We start from the raw sequence: 17,092 nt of genomic DNA on the forward strand, positions 1-17,092 counted from the left end.
TTTGAAAATCAAAATAATGGAGAAACATAAAATGAAAATATCTTTAGTTCGGGGTCTGATTGATGGTCAATGGAAGGAGTGCGAAGAGATAACAGGAGGCGGTTCTAATGAAGCAGGTTTTGTTTATCCACAGCGCGGGTCCTCAGGAAGAGGGGGAAGGAAGTTTTGGCTTGCTGCGATATCTAGTAGATGAATTGGGATCGGAATTTCAAGTGGTTGCACCGGAAATGCCGGATCCTGATGATCCACAATACGCAACATGGAAGAAAAAATTAAAAGAAGAAATTGCTTCTCTGGACGATGGAGCGGTGTTGGTGGGACATTCACTTGGCGGCTCGGTGTTGTTTAAGTTTTTATCGGAAGAAGAGTTGGGAAAGTCATTTGCTAAGCTAATTGCGATTGCTGCACCTTTCTGGGGAAGCAATTCAAATTGGAAAGTAGAGAATTTTACGTTGCCAGAGGATTTTGTTTCCCGCAGCTCACTTTTGCCAGCTGTCGTTTTGTTGCATAGTATTGGTGACGACATCGTACCGTTCGATCATTTAGAAAAATACATGAATCATATTCCAAGCGCCACAGCTAGGCAACTATCGGGAAATGATCATGTTTTTCAGAACGGCCTTAAAGAGTTGGCAGAAGAAATCCGAAAAGCATAAGAAAATGCCTCATCATTGGAATGATGGGGCATTTTATCTAGAAGAACAACAGATTCAACAGAATCGTCACAATGATTGAAAGGAAAATAGAAATGAGCAGGCTGCCCATACAGGAAATTCGCATAATCATGCCACCTTTTTGGAGATACTATCAAGTACCCGAATCAGGGGAGGAGTCAAACCCTTTGCTCAATGACTTGGAGCTCTCGCTTTCAAGAAAAGGACTGTCTTTTTAACGAAGGGTTAAATCAAATCCAGCTGTCACTTCCACTTTCGAGTAATGCATTCATAAATTACGATAACACTGATGTGAAAAGTAAAGCAGAACAGATCGTCTGGCTGTTCGGTGCAATCCCCCTCTGATCCTATAAACGAATGAGAGGGGGATAGCTTTATTTATGCTGATTTCGAGTCTCTCCGTCTTTAAAAACTAAGTACTTGATCATAAAAAAACTTGTTAAGAAAGAAGCAAACATTGCCAAAAATTTTGACAGATTATGCCGAATCCATGCGGGCATACCGATAGATTGAAACAGTATATTGAAAGCCAGAAAAATACCGTTATTGATCAGCAAACTAACCAGTCCCTGCAGAAAAAAGCCGAGACGTTGCTTGTTGTTGCCATTGGATGTATGTCGAAAGGTAATACGGGAATTCCAAAAATAGCTATTGCCCACTGCCAGGCAATAGGCAAGTGTATTGAAAAGCGTTAAAGTGCCGCTTTGGTCAGTAGGGTGGAGCAGCAGTAGCAGATTGAGTGATCCGATATCCACAGCCGCGTTCGAAATGCCAATTACAGTAAATTGCAGGGTTTGGATGGGAGCCTGGGATTTTCGACTGTTCACCATAACTTTCCCCCGTTCTGCAATCGTCTTATTCCGCAGTCTGGATAGGCTCTGTTGTTTTCATTTCAGCTAACTGGCTGTACAGATCTCGAATCTGTTCTGCAGCAGCAGCCCAGCCCAATTCGGCTACGTCTGCGGCTGCTTGTTGCCCCAATTGACGGCGAAAGTTGACATCTTCTAGTTGCAGAATGCAGGTTTTTAAGCTTTCAGGATCTTTTGAGTTGTAGAACAGTCCATTTCTTCGGTTCGTAATCTGTTCTTTTGTCGGCCCGCTTTCTGCTGCAATTACGGGCAATCCTGAAGCCATGGCTTCCATAATAACCAAGCCTAAGGTTTCGGTCGTTGAAGGAAAGATAAAGGCATCTGCCGAAGCAAAAGCCGAAGCCAGCTCATCTCCATGCAAAAAGCCTGTAAATACTGTCTGGGTTCCATCAAAATATTTTTCGAGTTGTAAGCGGTGGGGGCCGTCTCCAACAAGAGCCAGACAAAATCGATCTGATTCTGCTAGGACGCTGCGAATTTTTTCAATTTCTTTTTCAGCCGCCAGACGACCGACATAAAGTAGAACAATTTTATCTTTTTGTCCGCCGGATAGCCGGTAACGGACGTCTTCTGAGGCATGTCTTGGATGAAATTGTTCCGTATCGACTCCGCGTTTCCATACCTGCATCCGCTTAAATCCCTTTTCGGTCAACTCATCTAAAACTGTGTGAGACGTGCATAAATTTAAGTCCGCCTGATTATGCAGCTTTTTTATATACCACCATACAAGTGAGTCAAACTTGCCAAATCTATAATAAGCCATATATTGAGGAATGTTGGTATGATAGGACGCAATTAACGGAATCTCGAGCTTTTTAGCGTAAGTAACGCCTGAATAGCCAGCAACGACCGGGTTGACGGCATGAACAACATCGGGATTAAAGTCGTTCATGTATTTTTTTATCATACGGCTTGGAAGAGCAAACTTTCTGGATCGATAAAATGGCAAGGTATAGGCAGGGACACCATTAACGACAGCTCCGTCAAATTCCTTAACCCCCAGATCAGGTGCGATAATGCGGACTTCATGGCCATCCCTGTGAAGCCAGCGGATGCAGGCCATCAGCCTGGTAACCACCCCATCGGTAGAAGGCAAAAAAGTCTCGGTAATGATCATGATCTTCATCGAAACATCTCCCTTCCAAAACATTCGGATCGGCAACCAATGCTTATTTCCACGTAACGGTAGGCAGGACGTTTTCTATAATGACCCGATCTTTATAAGTGATGGCAGTTTTTAAAATTTTGCGTATGACATCATCTGTCAGAAAATGTGGTTTCAATCCTAGATCCAACAAATTTGTATTGATGGCTTCAAAGAAATGCTCTTCTTTTTCAACTCGAGGATTTTCCAAGTGGACAATTTCTGCATTTAATCCTTCTTCGGCGGCTACTTTTTGAACCATTTCAGCCAGTTTCATTACTGAGAATTCTTCGGTAAATTGATTGAACACACGAAATTCACCCACGTCAGCCCGAGTTTCAGCTGCAATTTCAATGCAACGAACCGTATCCTCAATGCTTAGAAATCCACGAGTTTGTCCGCCTATTCCATAAACCGTTAAATCATGGCCGATGGCAGACTGAATAATGAACCGGTTCAATGCTGTTCCAAACACAGAATCATAATCCATCCGATTTGCCAGGATTGGATCCAGTTCGGTTTCTTCGGTGGAAAGTCCATACACTACACCTTGGTTCAAATCAGTTGCACGGATCCCCCAAACTCGACAGGCAAACATAATGTTATGGCTATCATGCACTTTGGACAGGTGATAGTACGAACCAGGTTGCTTGGGGAAAGGGAGGCGATCTTTACGGCCTTTATGTTCAATTTCCAAATAACCTTCTTCAATCGGGATATTTGGTGTTCCATATTCTCCCATCGTTCCAAGTTTAATCAAATGACAATTTGGAACGATGTCTTTAATGCCGTATAGGACATTTAGTGTCCCAACAACATTATTGACTTGCGTATAGACAGCATGCTCCCGGTCAATCATGGAGTACGGAGCAGAACGCTGCTCGGCAAAATGGACAAATGCCTCCGGCTGTTCTTTTTCAAGAACACTTTTTAAAAAATCGTAATCCTGGAGGTCTCCTTCGTATGTACGTATTTCTTTGCCAGTCAATTCCAACCATTTTGCTACTCGTTCTTCGAGACTGGCGATGGGTGTGAGTGAATTTGAGTCTAGCTCTTCATCGATATGTCTTCTGACCAAGCTATCAATGATGGAAATATCGTGTCCTTGTCTGGATAAATACAAAGCAGTTGGCCATCCGCAGAATCCATCTCCACCAGCTATAATAATGTTCATCAAAAATTCCCCCATTCAGGCATTTTGTCTGACATTTACTATTTTTGTTAAAAACCTCACGAGAATAAAATTTTAACCGGTATTATATAAATCTTTTGTACCACTTTACCGCAAAAATTAAACCTGACAATGAAACGGAGAATTTTTTACGAAATCTTATAGTCGCTGAAATAAAGGGTGTATCCACTTTACAAAATGAGCTGAAGCAGTACGGTGATAAGAACAATTCCCGCGACAAAAGAAGGGAAACTGCTGTTTTTTTCAACTGGCAACTCATCATTTAAGATATTAAGAATGATGCCGCCTGTCAGAAAAGCGGAGAAGAAAGCAATCGTCAATTCAGAGGTTTCAGTTACATTGTATGCAAGCCATCCGATAAATACTGCGGCTGCCAGAATCCATCGACCGATATTGGTATAAAGCTCTTCATGGGTCAAATGCAGCATTCTGTTGTTGGCGATAAAGTGGAAAGAAAAGACGATAAAGTAGATAAGGTAGTCTGCAAAATTATCACCACTCAAATCGATCAGCAAATACCCAATCAAGATGTTATATAAAGAAAAAGACGCAATTTCAAGAGCAAATACGGGTTTTGTTGGTCGAGTGATCTCATTCTCCTGTTCATTTTTTTCTTGGGATTTTTCGTTTAATTGGCTGATGCCATAGAAAAAAGCGATGCCTGCAAGTGTCACCAAATAAGTAACAAAGTCAAGGCTCTCTAACCAGGCGGGCAGTTGTGCTTCTTCTGCAACTTCTTGGTAATGAGTCAATTCAGGAACCAGATGAAGGAAAACGTAAGCAATTGATCCCCCTGAAACAAACGACATCAGTCGGTCTTTTGGCTTCCGATCTAAAAATTTTATATTTTTTGTGAAGATATGGATAATCATAAATCCTATGATAAAAGCCAAGCTAATATACAACATTGTGTTACCTCCCAAACCTTAAGTTAGAAGAAGTATACCCGAATTTATAATGTTTAATGAAATAAGTAATAAAAAGTGTCTCCTGAAGTTGAATGCGGGTATACATAACTGACTCGCATCTAGAGGACTCATGCTTCACGCAGAATGGAGAACAACTATGGACTTGTTGCTGACTATTTTTCTTTTATTGCTTTGTTTGCTGATTTCGAATGTTGTAAGCCATTATATCCCTTTTATTCCAACAGCCTTGATCCAAGTCGCTCTCGGGATAATTTTGGTTTTGGTTTACCAAGACATTTCTTTTGATATTGAAACTGAATGGTTTTTGTTGCTGTTTATCGCTCCGTTGCTTTTTAACGACGGAAGCCATTTTCCACGGGAAGAATTGTGGCGAATGAAAGGCCCCATTTTGGGCAATGCCATTGTCTTAGTGCTTTTAACGACGGTTGTGGGTGGATATTTTATTCATTGGCTAATAGATGAAATTCCGCTGGCAGCTGCATTTGCTTTAGCCGCCATCCTGTCGCCTACAGATCCAGTTGCAGTTAACGGCATTGCACAGCGTATCCGGATTCCACAGAAAGTGTTAAGCCTGGTAAGAGGCGAGTCGTTAATTAATGATGCATCAGGCCTGGTGGCATTTAATTATGCAGTGGCTGCTGTGGTGACTGGTTATTTCTCGCTGTCAGAAGCCGTATTCGATTTTTCCTATAAGTTTGTGGCTGGCGGATTGTTGGGGCTGACGCTGGGATTAATGATCATTGGCATTCGCCTGGTGCTGAGAAAGCAGGGAATCAACGATGTAACTTTTCATACCTTATTGCAGATTATGACGCCATTTTTGATTTTCATCGTGACAGAAGACATTCTTCACGCGTCTGGCGTTATTGCCGTAGTAGTGGCAGGGATTGTGCATTCGTTAGTGCGTGAACAGACAGAAACTTTTATCGCAGAAGAGCAAGTCGTCACCGAAAACATCTGGACAATCATTCTTTTCATCTTGAATGGAATCGTGTTCCTGTTGCTTGGTTTGAATATTCCTACCTCGATGAGCGGTGTGCTGGAAAATCCGAATAGCAGCCTGTGGCTGATTATTTCTTATGTTGTGGCAATAGGTTTGATGATTCTTGGCATCCGTTTTGTTTGGGCGTATTTGTTCTCCATATACGAATACCGCTTCGGCAAAATGGAGGAGTCCGCTAAGCCAAGTTTGAAGCTAACGCTTTATGTGAGCTTAACAGGGGTACGTGGAACAGTAACAATGGTCGGGGTCTTGTCGCTGCCATTTCTTCTGGAGAACGGAGAGGATTTTCCGAACCGTTCACTTATTCTATTTTTAGCGGCAGGAACCATTCTCTTCACCTTGATTGTCGCGACAATTTTCCTTCCCATGCTTAGCAGAGGGCAGCTGGCAGACGGCGAAGACGAAGTGAAGATGGATTTAGAAGAGGCACGAAGACGAATTTTGCTGTCCTCAATCAAAAGAATCAAATCTGAAATTACCGAAGAAAACGAAGCAGCAGCTTATGAATTAATGGAAGAATACAAATTGCGCTTCCAGCAAATTCAACCTGAGGAAGATGCAGCAGCACAGGCAAATAAAAAATATCAGCGGAAAATGCGTGAAGTTCGTTTGAAAGCGCTCCGGTTTGAACGGAAATACATTCAGAAACTTCGCCGAAACAAAGAAATGAACCGTGAAGTTTATGAAGCCTTTGAAAAATCTTTGGACCGGAGGGAAGAAGTCATTGCTCACAATGCACGTTCGACCATGCTTTATTTACAAGGAAAGCTGATTCGGGCTTGGAGGCGTTTTAGGGGAGAAAACCTCAAAGAAGAAGAAACACGCCTTGTCGAGTTTCAAGAAGGACGTCAAATTCAACTGCAAGCTTTGCAGGCCGCTTTAGAAGGGCTGGAAGGGTATGCAGAGAAATACGAACCCAAAGAAATCATAGAAGCAGTTATTTCGGATTACAAACAGATGGTCAGCCGTCTGAAAAAACCGGAATTCCTTTACAATGAGAAATACGAACTGCAAAAAGAAGAGCTGCGTGTCATTGTTATGGACATGGGACGATCTGAAATTTATAAAATGTATGTGGCTGGAGATATTGTAAGAGAGCAGGCAAGGGAGTTGAGGCGCTATATTCATTATATTGAAAGCGTCACCTTGCATGAGACCATGGAGTAAAGGGTTTTAGCGATTTTTGTTGAATAAACAAAAAAACAAGTGGAGGAGGAATCTGTAATGATTCAACGTTTTTTACAGAACGGACTTCAAGGAAAGTATGCGCATTACCAGACAGACATGCTGTTTAATGGCTTGAGCTGGGAAATGGCTGGAGAAAGGCCAGAAGGCAGCCATCATTCGGTATGGGAGTTGTTGTATCATATGAATTATTGGCAAGAGTTCGTGTTGGCTGAATTGCGTGAAGAAAATCCGGTTAGCCCGAAAGATTTGTCAGAGTCTTGGCCAGGCTCTTCGTTTCCTTCAACTGAAGAAGAATACACGGAGATGGTCACGCAATTTTTAAAAGGTTTGGGTCGAGCCACGCAGCAAGCATCAAAAGACTCTTTGGAAGAAGGGCTTGGCGGACGAAAACGAACGGCGGCAGATCTCTTGATGGTGCTCATCAACCACAACAGTTATCACGCAGGGCAAGTTGTGTATGCGCGCCGGTTGATCGGTGCATGGCCGCCGCCAGACGGTGACGAAAGCGATGAATAAATTAAATAACACATAAAAAATCAGCACCGATTTACCGGTGCTGATTTTTTATGTGCGTCGATTAGGCAATAAAGAGAAGCTGTACCCTTGTTCCTTGATGGCGGTGATCAGCTGAGGCAAGATGGCCACAGTTTGCTCCAATTCATGGAGCAGAATGATGGCACCATCCTCAAGGTTTTCTGTCACATACCGAACAATTTGACTGGGATCCCTTTTCAGTTCCCAGTCCATTGAGGCAATGCGCCACATGACGGTTGTTAGCCCGAGCGCATCGGCGACTTGTAAGGTATCGCTGTTGAAACGTCCATAAGGTGGACGAAAAAAAACTATGGGGTTGCCTATTATTTTTTCGATATGAGCCAGGCTGTTTTGTATATCCTGGTATTGTTCTTCATAGGAAAGCTGGACCAAATTGCGGTGCTTTCTTGAATGGGTGCCGATAACATGCCCCTCATCCAGCACTCGCTGCCATGGCCGCGCTGGGTACAGCAAGCGGGATTGCCAAAAGAACATGGCCTGAACATGTTGTTGTTTCAAAATGTCCAAAATCTCCGGAAGTACTTTGCTTGGGCCGTCGTCAAAACTGAGGACGACGGTTTTTTCACTTTGTGTTTGATTCACAGTAACAATTTGTGGGTGAGTAGAGTCGTACACGACCCTGGATTGTTCTACTGCTCACGGACTTTTAATCATGCAGATCCATCTCCTTTCGCTGTTAAATGCCAGCGTCAAAAAATGCAGTTTGCGGATCGGATGTATACGTTTCGCGGTATTCGGCATCCGTAAACTTTTCCGGTGGACCGTCAAAAATAAGTTTTCCATCTTTCAAGGCCAGAATACGGGTAGCGTAGCGTTTGGCCAACTCAATATCGTGTACATTGATAATGGTCAGCAAGTCCAAGCGTTCGTGCATTTCTGTCAGCAAGGTGAAAATATGGTTGGAAGTACCGGGATCGAGACTCGCAACAGGCTCATCTCCAAGCAACACTTTTGGCTGCTGTGCAAGTGCACGGGCAATGCCGACACGCTGCTTCTGTCCGCCGCTTAGCTGCTCCACTTTCCGGTAGGTCATTTCTGACAAACCGACATCATTAATGACACGTTTAGCCAAAGCCAATTCATCGGCAGTAAACCAGCCGATCAGGTTTTTAAAAGAAGAACGGTAACCAAACATGCCTGTCAGCACATTTTGCATGACGCTCAAACGGGGCACCAGGCTGAAATGCTGAAAAATCATGCCGGCTTCCCGACGCACTTTGCGCAGCTTTTCTTCGCTGTGTGCAGAAATGTCTTGGCCGTCAAAAAAAATATGGCCACTGGTGGGTAGCTGCAACCCGTTCAGACAGCGGATAAACGTCGATTTTCCTGCGCCGCTTTTCCCCAGTACACAGATAAAATCGCCTTTTTCAAGAGACAGGCTGATATCAGTCAATGCTTTTACTTTTGTATCCGGATAATGTACAGATAAATTTTTCACTTGAATCATATAGCCACTCCTTTAAATGACGCGATTTCGAATGGTGCTGGCCAAAAAGTCGATGGCGATAACCATGATCATAATAATTAAGACATCCAGCGAAACGGCTGAGTATTGAAACGTTTTAAAGTCGTTAAACAGGCGCTGGCCGATACCGCCGCCGCCAATAAAGCCCAAAATGAGCGACGTGCGGATAGCCACTTCAAAGCGGTAGAAAAATTGTGACAGGACGTTCGGCCAGATTTGCGGCAGAATGCTGAACAAGTTAGCCAGCCATTTCTTTGCACCGACTGCACGCATAGCTTCCTGAGGACCGGGGTCAGCAGCTTCGATCAATTCGGATACCAATTTTCCGAAAACGCCAACGTTATGGATCATGATGGCAATAACGGCTGGAAAAGGTCCAAGGCCCAACGTCGTCAATAAGATCAAGCCGATGACAATCTCAGGAATCGAGCGGACAAAACTGAGTGCTACCCGCATAAAATGGAAGAGCGATTTGGATGGTGCTGTATTGCGCGCTGCAATAAAGCTGATTGGCAAAGCAATCAACAAGCCAAATACACTGCCGAGAAAAGCCATTGCCAAAGTTTCGAACGTATCCTCTACCATGCCAGGAAGTTGGGAAAAGTCCATCGGCCACCATTGAGACAGGAAGTCGATCATGTTGCTGAAGTCCCTGAACTTGGACAAGTCGAATTCCGTAATGCGCATGCTGAAATAAATCAGCACCAAGATAATTGTGAGGGTAATGAGATTGCTTTTTTTAAACCACAAGCTGATCAACTCTATTCTTCAATGATTCCTTGCTTTATAGCGGCTTGTTTGATGCTCTCGTAATCTGCGTTTTCTGCTTCAGTAAAGCCAGTTGCGCCAAATGCATCAAGGATTTCAGGATCTTCTATTGCTAAAAATGTTTCCTGCAGTTTTGCGACGGTTTCATCATCTGTACTTTCAAGCACAGCCCATGGATATTGGAACAAAGGCTCAGATTCCCAAACGACTTTTAACTGTTCGCCATCAATTTTGCCTGATTCCAACAACTGATTATAAATGGCGCTGTCAATCGCACCAGCATCCACTTGTTTGTTTTGAACAGCGAGTGCCGTTGCATCGTGCGATCCAGTAAAGCGGACCGTTTCAAACTGATTTTCCTGTTCAGACTCATAGACTCCGCGATCCTGCAACTCAATAGAAGGAATTAGTGCACCGGAAGTAGAATTTGGATCACCAAAAGCAAATTGAACTTCACCCGGATTTTCCAATAGTTCGTCTAAAGAAGTAACCGGATTGTCCGTATGGGTGATGACATAAGCATTGTAAAATGGCTCGCCATCAACCAGCTGAGTGATGATTGCTTGTGCATTGCTATTAGCTTCTGCGATTACATACGTCAACGGCCCAAGGTAAGCCATGTCAATCTGGTCGTAATTCATGGATTCGACAACACCGTTGTAATCAGGATACACTTCGATTTCAACTTCGCGATCCAATTCATCGCTTAGAAGGGTTTGCAGTTTATCCATTGCCGTTTGCATTTCGCCTTCTGTTTGGGCAGGAATAACGCCTATTGTGAAAGCTTCTTCATTTTCGGCGGCTGTTGAATTTTCATTTTCAGTTGAGTCGTCTCCACAAGCTGACAGGAACAATGCCAGCGAAAGTACAGAAACGGTTAAAGTCCATTTTTTCAATACGAGCACCTCTTTGTTTTTTTATGCGGCTGACAGTAATAAAACAAGGACCCCCAGCAGAGTCCTTGTCCAAAGCTTAGCTATTGCCAGATGTAAGCTTTTCATTTTTCATCTTTTAAATCTTATACTACTTGAATCCGTCCGGCATTTTCATTTGTCACATTTCCGATAATCGCGGACTGGACATTGTTTTCGAGCAATTCACGCTGCAATGCATCAGCCTCCGCTTCCGGAACTGAAATGAGCAGTCCGCCGGAAGTGACTGCATCACACAGGATCAATTGATCGATATCACTGATGCTATCAGCATAATCAATGTCGTCTGCAAGCCATTGGTGGTTTTTGCGTGTACCGCCTGGGATGACGTTTTGTTCTGCGAGCTCTTTTGCACGAGACAGGACAGGGACGTCTTGGTTAATCACTGTGACACCAACATTGCCGCCTTTGGCGATTTCCATCGTATGGCCAAGAAGTCCGAAACCGGTAACATCTGTGCAAGCATTAACCGTGTAGTTTTCCATCACTTCTGCTGCCGTTTTGTTCAATGTAGCCATAACGTTCATGACTTCATCTAAATCCTCTTTTCCAAGAATTCCTTGCTTGATAGCCGTTGTTAAAATGCCGACGCCAATTGGCTTGGTCAAAAGGAGGCGATCTCCGGGTTTTGCGCCTGCATTGGATCGAATGCGGTCAGGATGGATTGTGCCTGTAACCGAAAGTCCGAATTTAGGTTCCTGGTCGTCAATCGAATGACCTCCGACTAATGCGGCACCAGATTCTTTGACCTTATCAGAAGCACCGGCCAAAATATCGGCCAATATGCTTTTATCCAATGTATTGATCGGAAAAGCAACAATATTCATGACAGTCAATGGCTTGCCGCCCATGGCATAAACATCGCTTAGAGCATTGGCTGCACCGATCTGTCCGAACATATAAGCATCATCGACAATCGGAGTAAAGAAATCCAATGTCTGAACCAATGCGGTTTCGTCGTTAATTTTATAAACGCCTGCATCGTCAGCTGTTTCCAGCCCGACAAGCAAGTTTGGATCATCTACATTTTTCGGTAAGTGACGCAGAACCTGCGCCAGGTCCTCAGGACCAATTTTGCAGCCTCAACCGCCTTTTGCAGATAAAGAAGTTAATCGTACGTTTTCTTTTTCGACCATGCTAATCTCTCCTTTTTTGTGTTCCACTCTAATTATGCGTTTAAAAGCCGGCTTATTTTAAAATCTGTTGATAAACCTTCAACAAAGTGTCAGCTTCGCGCTCGCTGGAATGATGCTGTGTTACATAAGCTTCAGCGGACTGGCCGATGCTTTGCCTTATTTTGTTATTATTCACGAGCTTTTCGGCATAATCAAGGAATTCGTTTCGGGTCTTGTATAGTAACCCGGTTTCCCCGTCGGATATGATGCTGCTGTTGCCGGGGATATCCGAAGCGAGAACCGGCACTGCATAGCCCATTGCCTCTAAAATTGTCGCTGGCTGGCCTTCAGACAAGGACGTGTTTAAGACGACGTCGGTCTGGCGATAAACAGAACCCATGTCTGCATGCGGCACTTGCCCCAAGTAGCGAATCCAATCTTTGTGGCGATTGACAAGCTCCATCACTATGGCGCCTTCTTGTTCCTCAAGCACGGGACCCACAAGCCACAGCCGAATTTCAGGATGCTGCAGTCGAAGTTCCTGAAGCATCCCGATTGCCGCTGGAATATTCTTTACTTTCCGGATGCCTGCCGGCAAGAAGAACAAAAAACTGTCTGCTTCTTTTGTGAAACGTGGTACTCCAGGCGATAAAGGCTGGTTGCCTTGTGCCATAACAAAAATCTTGTCAGCCAAGTCTGGGATTTCTTTTATCAACAGGGCTTTGGCTTTTTCATCGAATACGTGAACAGCATCCGCTCCATGCAAAGAAGCCAAAACGTCCATGCGTTTCTTTGGATTAAAAAGATCCTGATTCAAATCGGTTCCCGTAATGGTGACAATGTAATGCGCAGGTTTTTTGTCCAGTTTTTGCAGGAACTTGTAAAAGTTATAAGCATGAAATCCATGAACAATATCAGCAGTTGGGAATGAACGGATAGCATTATCGTCAGTTGCTGATACGATCTTTGTCTCTATCCCTAAACCTTGGAGATTGTCGGCAATGCGTTGAACCGTTATGGTATTTCCGCGAAGCTGCGGGTAATTTGGTGAAGCTAAAACAATTTTCATCTTCTTCATCCTTTAATACAACATTTTGAACGTTTAAGCACTCCCGCTACACTGAATTATCCTAAAGCTAAGTAAGTTTGTCACTTAACTTGCCTTTATTTGGATTGAAAAAAAGATTGCCGTCGAGGGCAATCTTTTTGTTTGGCTGCAGCACCTAGCTTCTCGGGGTCTTAAGTCAAACCGGCAGTGTGGCAAAAAACGCCACACAACCGATTCGTCTTAGCCTGTCAGTGCTACACAGGCGCTTCCGCTTTTCTTATTGTCCAGCTTCGGCACCCAGATTCTAGGGTCATAAGCCACCCTGGCTGTACGGCTGAAAATACGCCGCTTCGCCAGTGCGTCTTATGCCCGTCGAGGGCCCGCAGGATGCGGGTCAGCTAACCGTTGCGACAGGAAGTCGCGTATTTAGGTTAGCATCCTCTTTGGGTGCCTCAGCATTTCTATTGTCCAGCTTCAGCGCCTAGCTCCTCGAGGTCTTAAGTCAAACCGGCAGTGTGGCAGAGAACGCCACACAACCGATTCGTCTTAAGCCTGTCGGAGCTAAATAGGCGCTTCCGCTTTTCTGTATGTATTGGCGGGATTGTGTGGGAATCGAACCCACCGAGCCTGGCACGCAGGCCCCTCAGGGTTTTGAAGACCCAGGAGGACACCAGTCACCCATCCAACCCCATGATGTTGCTGGCCGACCTGTACAAGTTTATACCGAAAAAAAGATCTGTGCAAGAATGGGGATTGCCTAAAGGGGATGAAGAGCAGAGCTCATGCTTGAAAGAGCATTCCTTGAAGACTAAAGTAAGAAGATAAGCAATTAGAGAAGGCGTGTGAAGAAAATGGAAGAACGGTATTTTACCATCGGCATGGCCGGGCATATTGATCATGGCAAAACCAGTTTGACAAAAGCATTGACCAATGTGGAGACAGACCGATTAAAAGAAGAAAAGGAGCGGGGCATATCCATTGAATTGGGCTATGCACCTTTGAGCTTGGAACCCGGAGTTTTTGTTTCGGTTGTGGATGTGCCGGGGCATGAGCGGTTTATTCGCCAGATGATTGCAGGCGTTGCGGGAATCGATTTGGTCGTTCTAGTCGTTGCAGCGGACGAAGGCATCATGCCGCAGACGGAGGAACATTTGGAAATTTTGCAGTTTTTAGGTGTGAAGCGGTGCATTGTTGCTGTTTCAAAAATAGACCGGGTTGATGAAGTCATGCTGGAATTGGTGATGGATGATATCAAAGAGCGATTGGCCGATAGTATTTTTCACGAGGCTCCTTATGTCGCATTAGACAGTCTTTCAGGAGCAGGAGTTGACGAACTGAAGAAGCTTATCGGAATGGAATTGCAGGCCATAGACTTTCGGGATGCCTATGGTTCGTTCCGCTTGCCGATTGATCAGGTCTTTACCGTTCAGGGACAAGGTACAGTTGTTAGAGGCACCATCTACGAGGGCCAGGTTCGAAAATCGGCGCAATTGACGATTTTGCCGGAAGGGATTCCGGTGAAAGCAAAACAAATTCAAGTGCATCACGAAGAACATGAGCAGGCTCGTGCCGGACAGCGGACAGCCATCAATCTTGGCGGAATCGAACGAACCGCTGTAAAACGGGGGGATGTACTGGTAGATTCAGACCATTTTTTGGTGACCGATACCATTGATGTGGTGCTGCAAGTAATTGGGCGCAAGTTCGCTCCGCTCAAGCAGCGGACAGCGGTCATGCTCCATGTCGGTACTTCTGAAGTAATGGGGAAGGTGGTCTTTTTCGACAGGAAAGAACTGGAGCAAACCGGTGATGAAGTCCTTTGCCAAATTCGTCTGGATCAAAAGATTGTTGTACGCCGGGGAGACCGTTTTATTTTGCGGCGTCCGAGTCCGGTGGAGACCATTGGCGGCGGTTGGGTCATTCAACCAAATGGGGGCAAGTACAAGTTTGGCAATGAAACCATTGAGTTGCTTCGCCATCATCAGTTGGGGTCACCTCAGGATTTGGTCATAGATGCACTCGGCAAATACGCCTTGCTTGACCAGCAAGGATTGATGCAGCAAACTTCGCTGGATGAACTTACATTGAAAGAAACATTGGCCAAAGGTTTGGCATCCAAGGTTTGGCTGGAAATTCCGCGGTACGGCTACAGCTTGTCCAAAACCTTCATCAAAATAAAAGACGCATTGCTGGCAAGGCTGCAGCAGTTCCACAACGAATTTCCAATGAGGACGGGTATGGGCAAGGCAGAGCTGATTCAATCAGTAAGTGCCAACTATCCCAAAGCTCTCTTGGAATACAGCTTAACCTTATTAATGGAGCAGAACGAAATTCAGCGGTCTGGTCAGTTCGTCTCACTGTCTGTTTTTAGCGCTCACATGCCGAACGAGTGGCGTGCAAGAATGGAACAGATTGTTGCTAAGCTGGAAAAGGAGGGCTTTCAAGCAGCGAAGTGGGAGGATTACTTTATAGGCAGTCCGTTGCCAAAACAGGAAATCGCTGAACTCACTGCCTATTTGATTGAAAGCGGGCAGGTGTATCGGTTAAGGGAAGATACAATGATTCACCGCACAGCTTTTGATCAAGCTTTAACCCGGTTGCAGCAGCAGACAGGATCATCTTTTGATTTAAAGCAGGCGAAGGAAATCCTCAATTTGTCGCGGAAATACATGATTCCGTTTCTGGATTTGTTGGATGAATTGAACTACACAAAACGGACAGAAGACCAGCGCTTTTGGATGGAGGACAAAACATGAAACAGTATTTGCGGCAATTGCCGGCAGTTCATGAGCTGCAGAAAGACCCGCGTTTTGAAAGCTTGAAAGCAGCGTCCAACTTGAATGGTGAACAGCTGACCGAATTTCTGCAGCGTGAACTTGGAGATTTGCGCCAGCGTTTACTGGCAGAGGAGTTGCTGATTGAAGAGGCTGTACCTGATTTTGCAGGATTGCTGTTCCAATCGGCTGAAGCACAAATCAAGCGGTGGCAGGAAGATCGATTGGCGCGGGTAATTAACGGAACTGGAACGGTGCTGCATACGAATTTAGGACGTTCTCGTTTGAGTGATGCGGCTATCGCGCATGCTGTAAGAACGGCAGCGAATTACTCCAATTTGGAATATCGGCTGCTGGAAGGAAAACGCGGATCACGCCACGACATTATTGAAGCATTGCTGGTAGAGGCGACAGGTGCAGAAGCAGCGATGGTGGTAAACAATAATGCGGCAGCGGTGTTTCTTGTTTTAAGTGCGCTGGCCAAACGGCGGGAAGTGATCGTTTCCCGCGGCCAATTGGTTGAGATCGGCGGTTCTTTTCGTGTTTCTTCTATTATGGAAGAAAGCGGGGCACATCTCGTCGAAGTGGGAACCACCAACAAAACGCATCTCTTTGATTACGAACAGGCTGTGAATGAAGAAACGGCAATGATCATGAAAGTGCATACCAGCAATTTCAAAATGATCGGCTTTACGGAAACGGTTGAAACCGAAGATTTGGCAAGGCTGACGGAAAAACATAGCGAAGTCCTTTTTTATGAAGATTTGGGAAGCGGCGCACTGTTTGATTTTAAAAAATATGGAATCGGTGATGAGCCGCTTGTCCGCGAAGTGGTCAGAAGCGGGGTTGATCTCGTTTCCTTCAGCGGCGATAAACTATTGGGCGGACCACAAGCCGGTTTGATCGCTGGGAAAAAAGATCTGATTGACCGTTTGAAGAAGCATCAGTTGGCACGTGTTTTGAGAGTCGATAAAATGACCTTGGCTGCGCTTGAAGAAACTTTGAAAACTTATTTATCCGGCCCCGAAAAAATTGCGGAGCTCCCTACTGTGCGCGATATAATCCGACCGGCAGCAGCTATTAAAACCCAGGCAGAGTCGTTTATCGGTCTTTTGCAGGCGAACTCCGCCAAGTACCAGAGCGAAATTCAGGCAAGCACCTCTCAAATCGGCGGCGGGACCATGCCTGGAGTGGAAATTCCGACTTTTATTGCTGCGATTTCACATGAACGTTTAAGTGCAGACCAGTTGTCAAAACGGCTCAGGCAGATGAAGCCGGCAATTGTCTCCCGTATCCAGGAAGAGCGGGTATGCATTGATTTTCGGACCGTTGATTCTTATGAGATGGACGACTTGTTAGCCGGATTTTTGGCAATTGGATAACGAGATAAATACTTGCAAAAAATAAACAGCTTCCGCTTTTAATGCGGAAGCTGT

15 protein-coding genes and 1 tRNA gene are annotated in these 17,092 nt (G+C 44.9%); 5 read left to right on the plus strand and 11 right to left on the minus strand.

Features of this window, described 5'->3' with window-relative positions; genetic code table 11:
* The first annotated feature begins 107 nt into the window (after window positions 1-107).
* Complete coding sequence (locus AC4EG4_RS12270) at window positions 108-656, plus strand: alpha/beta fold hydrolase (RefSeq protein WP_490979027.1); 549 nt, start codon at window positions 108-110, stop codon at window positions 654-656.
* A 392-nt stretch (window positions 657-1,048) separates the two neighbouring features.
* Here AC4EG4_RS12270 and AC4EG4_RS12275 read toward each other — a convergent pair whose 3' ends face one another.
* The 4 genes from AC4EG4_RS12275 to AC4EG4_RS12290 all read right to left on the minus strand — a co-directional run bounded on the left by AC4EG4_RS12275 (window position 1,049) and on the right by AC4EG4_RS12290 (window position 4,787).
* Window positions 1,049-1,504: a GtrA family protein gene (locus AC4EG4_RS12275; RefSeq protein WP_490979026.1), complete on the minus strand. Its 456-nt coding sequence runs from the start codon at window positions 1,502-1,504 to the stop codon at window positions 1,049-1,051.
* Window positions 1,505-1,529: 25 nt separating this feature from the next.
* Window positions 1,530-2,669 carry a glycosyltransferase family 4 protein gene (locus tag AC4EG4_RS12280; RefSeq protein WP_490987994.1) on the minus strand — a complete coding sequence of 380 codons (1,140 nt, stop codon included), beginning with the start codon at window positions 2,667-2,669 and terminating at the stop codon, window positions 1,530-1,532.
* A gap of 43 nt (window positions 2,670-2,712) precedes the next feature.
* Window positions 2,713-3,861, minus strand: a complete 1,149-nt coding sequence (locus AC4EG4_RS12285; protein ID WP_490987995.1) for an NAD-dependent epimerase/dehydratase family protein — start codon at window positions 3,859-3,861, stop codon at window positions 2,713-2,715.
* Between the two features lie 188 nt (window positions 3,862-4,049).
* Complete coding sequence (locus AC4EG4_RS12290; RefSeq protein ID WP_490987996.1) at window positions 4,050-4,787, minus strand: hypothetical protein; 738 nt, start codon at window positions 4,785-4,787, stop codon at window positions 4,050-4,052.
* 157 nt (window positions 4,788-4,944) lie between these two features.
* On the opposite strand from AC4EG4_RS12290, the gene AC4EG4_RS12295 reads away from it, so the two are divergent.
* Window positions 4,945-6,978 (plus strand): Na+/H+ antiporter, encoded by a 2,034-nt coding sequence (locus AC4EG4_RS12295; RefSeq protein WP_490987997.1) that lies wholly within the window; start codon window positions 4,945-4,947, stop codon window positions 6,976-6,978.
* Window positions 6,979-7,035: 57 nt separating this feature from the next.
* Window positions 7,036-7,515, plus strand: coding sequence for a DinB family protein (locus tag AC4EG4_RS12300; RefSeq protein ID WP_490979021.1), 480 nt, complete (start codon window positions 7,036-7,038; stop codon window positions 7,513-7,515).
* A gap of 48 nt (window positions 7,516-7,563) precedes the next feature.
* Here the strand turns inward: AC4EG4_RS12300 and AC4EG4_RS12305 are convergent, their stop codons facing one another.
* From AC4EG4_RS12305 to AC4EG4_RS12335, 7 genes are all read right to left on the minus strand, one after another.
* Window positions 7,564-8,169, minus strand: coding sequence for a polysaccharide deacetylase family protein (locus tag AC4EG4_RS12305; RefSeq protein ID WP_490987998.1), 606 nt, complete (start codon window positions 8,167-8,169; stop codon window positions 7,564-7,566).
* A gap of 61 nt (window positions 8,170-8,230) precedes the next feature.
* Window positions 8,231-9,001, minus strand: coding sequence for a phosphonate ABC transporter ATP-binding protein (gene phnC, locus AC4EG4_RS12310; RefSeq protein ID WP_490979019.1), 771 nt, complete (start codon window positions 8,999-9,001; stop codon window positions 8,231-8,233).
* A gap of 12 nt (window positions 9,002-9,013) precedes the next feature.
* Window positions 9,014-9,769: a phosphonate ABC transporter, permease protein PhnE gene (gene phnE, locus AC4EG4_RS12315; RefSeq protein WP_490987999.1), complete on the minus strand. Its 756-nt coding sequence runs from the start codon at window positions 9,767-9,769 to the stop codon at window positions 9,014-9,016.
* Between the two features lie 11 nt (window positions 9,770-9,780).
* The gene (gene phnD, locus AC4EG4_RS12320; RefSeq protein ID WP_490979017.1) at window positions 9,781-10,683 is read right to left on the minus strand and encodes a phosphate/phosphite/phosphonate ABC transporter substrate-binding protein; all 903 of its coding nucleotides are present in this window, start codon (window positions 10,681-10,683) and stop codon (window positions 9,781-9,783) included.
* A gap of 122 nt (window positions 10,684-10,805) precedes the next feature.
* The gene (gene selD, locus AC4EG4_RS12325; protein WP_490988000.1) at window positions 10,806-11,855 is read right to left on the minus strand and encodes a selenide, water dikinase SelD; all 1,050 of its coding nucleotides are present in this window, start codon (window positions 11,853-11,855) and stop codon (window positions 10,806-10,808) included.
* Window positions 11,856-11,907: 52 nt separating this feature from the next.
* Window positions 11,908-12,903, minus strand: a complete 996-nt coding sequence (locus AC4EG4_RS12330) for a glycosyltransferase (RefSeq protein WP_490979015.1) — start codon at window positions 12,901-12,903, stop codon at window positions 11,908-11,910.
* Window positions 12,904-13,475: 572 nt separating this feature from the next.
* A tRNA-Sec gene (locus tag AC4EG4_RS12335) sits at window positions 13,476-13,572 on the minus strand.
* A gap of 161 nt (window positions 13,573-13,733) precedes the next feature.
* On the opposite strand from AC4EG4_RS12335, the gene selB reads away from it, so the two are divergent.
* Both selB and selA read left to right on the plus strand, forming a co-directional pair.
* A complete protein-coding gene (gene selB / locus AC4EG4_RS12340) occupies window positions 13,734-15,638 on the plus strand; it encodes a selenocysteine-specific translation elongation factor (protein ID WP_490988044.1) in 1,905 nt (634 codons plus the stop codon).
* Window positions 15,635-17,038 carry an L-seryl-tRNA(Sec) selenium transferase gene (gene selA, locus AC4EG4_RS12345; RefSeq protein WP_490988001.1) on the plus strand — a complete coding sequence of 468 codons (1,404 nt, stop codon included), beginning with the start codon at window positions 15,635-15,637 and terminating at the stop codon, window positions 17,036-17,038. The genes selB and selA overlap by 4 nt, the downstream gene beginning before the upstream one ends.
* Window positions 17,039-17,092: the final 54 nt, after the last annotated feature.

It is taken from the genome of Planococcus sp. TJ-201, from assembly GCF_058268495.1.

Excerpts from the sequence above, each read along its gene's own strand:
- AC4EG4_RS12270 (WP_490979027.1), top strand. The coding sequence starts at position 108 with ATGAAGCAGGTTTTGTTTATCCACAGCGCGGGTCCTCAGGAAGAGGGG.
- AC4EG4_RS12275 (WP_490979026.1), bottom strand. The coding sequence starts at position 1,504 with ATGGTGAACAGTCGAAAATCCCAGGCTCCCATCCAAACCCTGCAATTT.
- AC4EG4_RS12280 (WP_490987994.1), bottom strand. The coding sequence starts at position 2,669 with ATGAAGATCATGATCATTACCGAGACTTTTTTGCCTTCTACCGATGGG.
- AC4EG4_RS12285 (WP_490987995.1), bottom strand. The coding sequence starts at position 3,861 with ATGAACATTATTATAGCTGGTGGAGATGGATTCTGCGGATGGCCAACT.
- AC4EG4_RS12290 (WP_490987996.1), bottom strand. The coding sequence starts at position 4,787 with ATGTTGTATATTAGCTTGGCTTTTATCATAGGATTTATGATTATCCAT.
- AC4EG4_RS12295 (WP_490987997.1), top strand. The coding sequence starts at position 4,945 with ATGGACTTGTTGCTGACTATTTTTCTTTTATTGCTTTGTTTGCTGATT.
- AC4EG4_RS12300 (WP_490979021.1), top strand. The coding sequence starts at position 7,036 with ATGATTCAACGTTTTTTACAGAACGGACTTCAAGGAAAGTATGCGCAT.
- phnC (WP_490979019.1), bottom strand. The coding sequence starts at position 9,001 with ATGATTCAAGTGAAAAATTTATCTGTACATTATCCGGATACAAAAGTA.
- AC4EG4_RS12330 (WP_490979015.1), bottom strand. The coding sequence starts at position 12,903 with ATGAAAATTGTTTTAGCTTCACCAAATTACCCGCAGCTTCGCGGAAAT.
- selB (WP_490988044.1), top strand. The coding sequence starts at position 13,734 with ATGGAAGAACGGTATTTTACCATCGGCATGGCCGGGCATATTGATCAT.
- selA (WP_490988001.1), top strand. The coding sequence starts at position 15,635 with ATGAAACAGTATTTGCGGCAATTGCCGGCAGTTCATGAGCTGCAGAAA.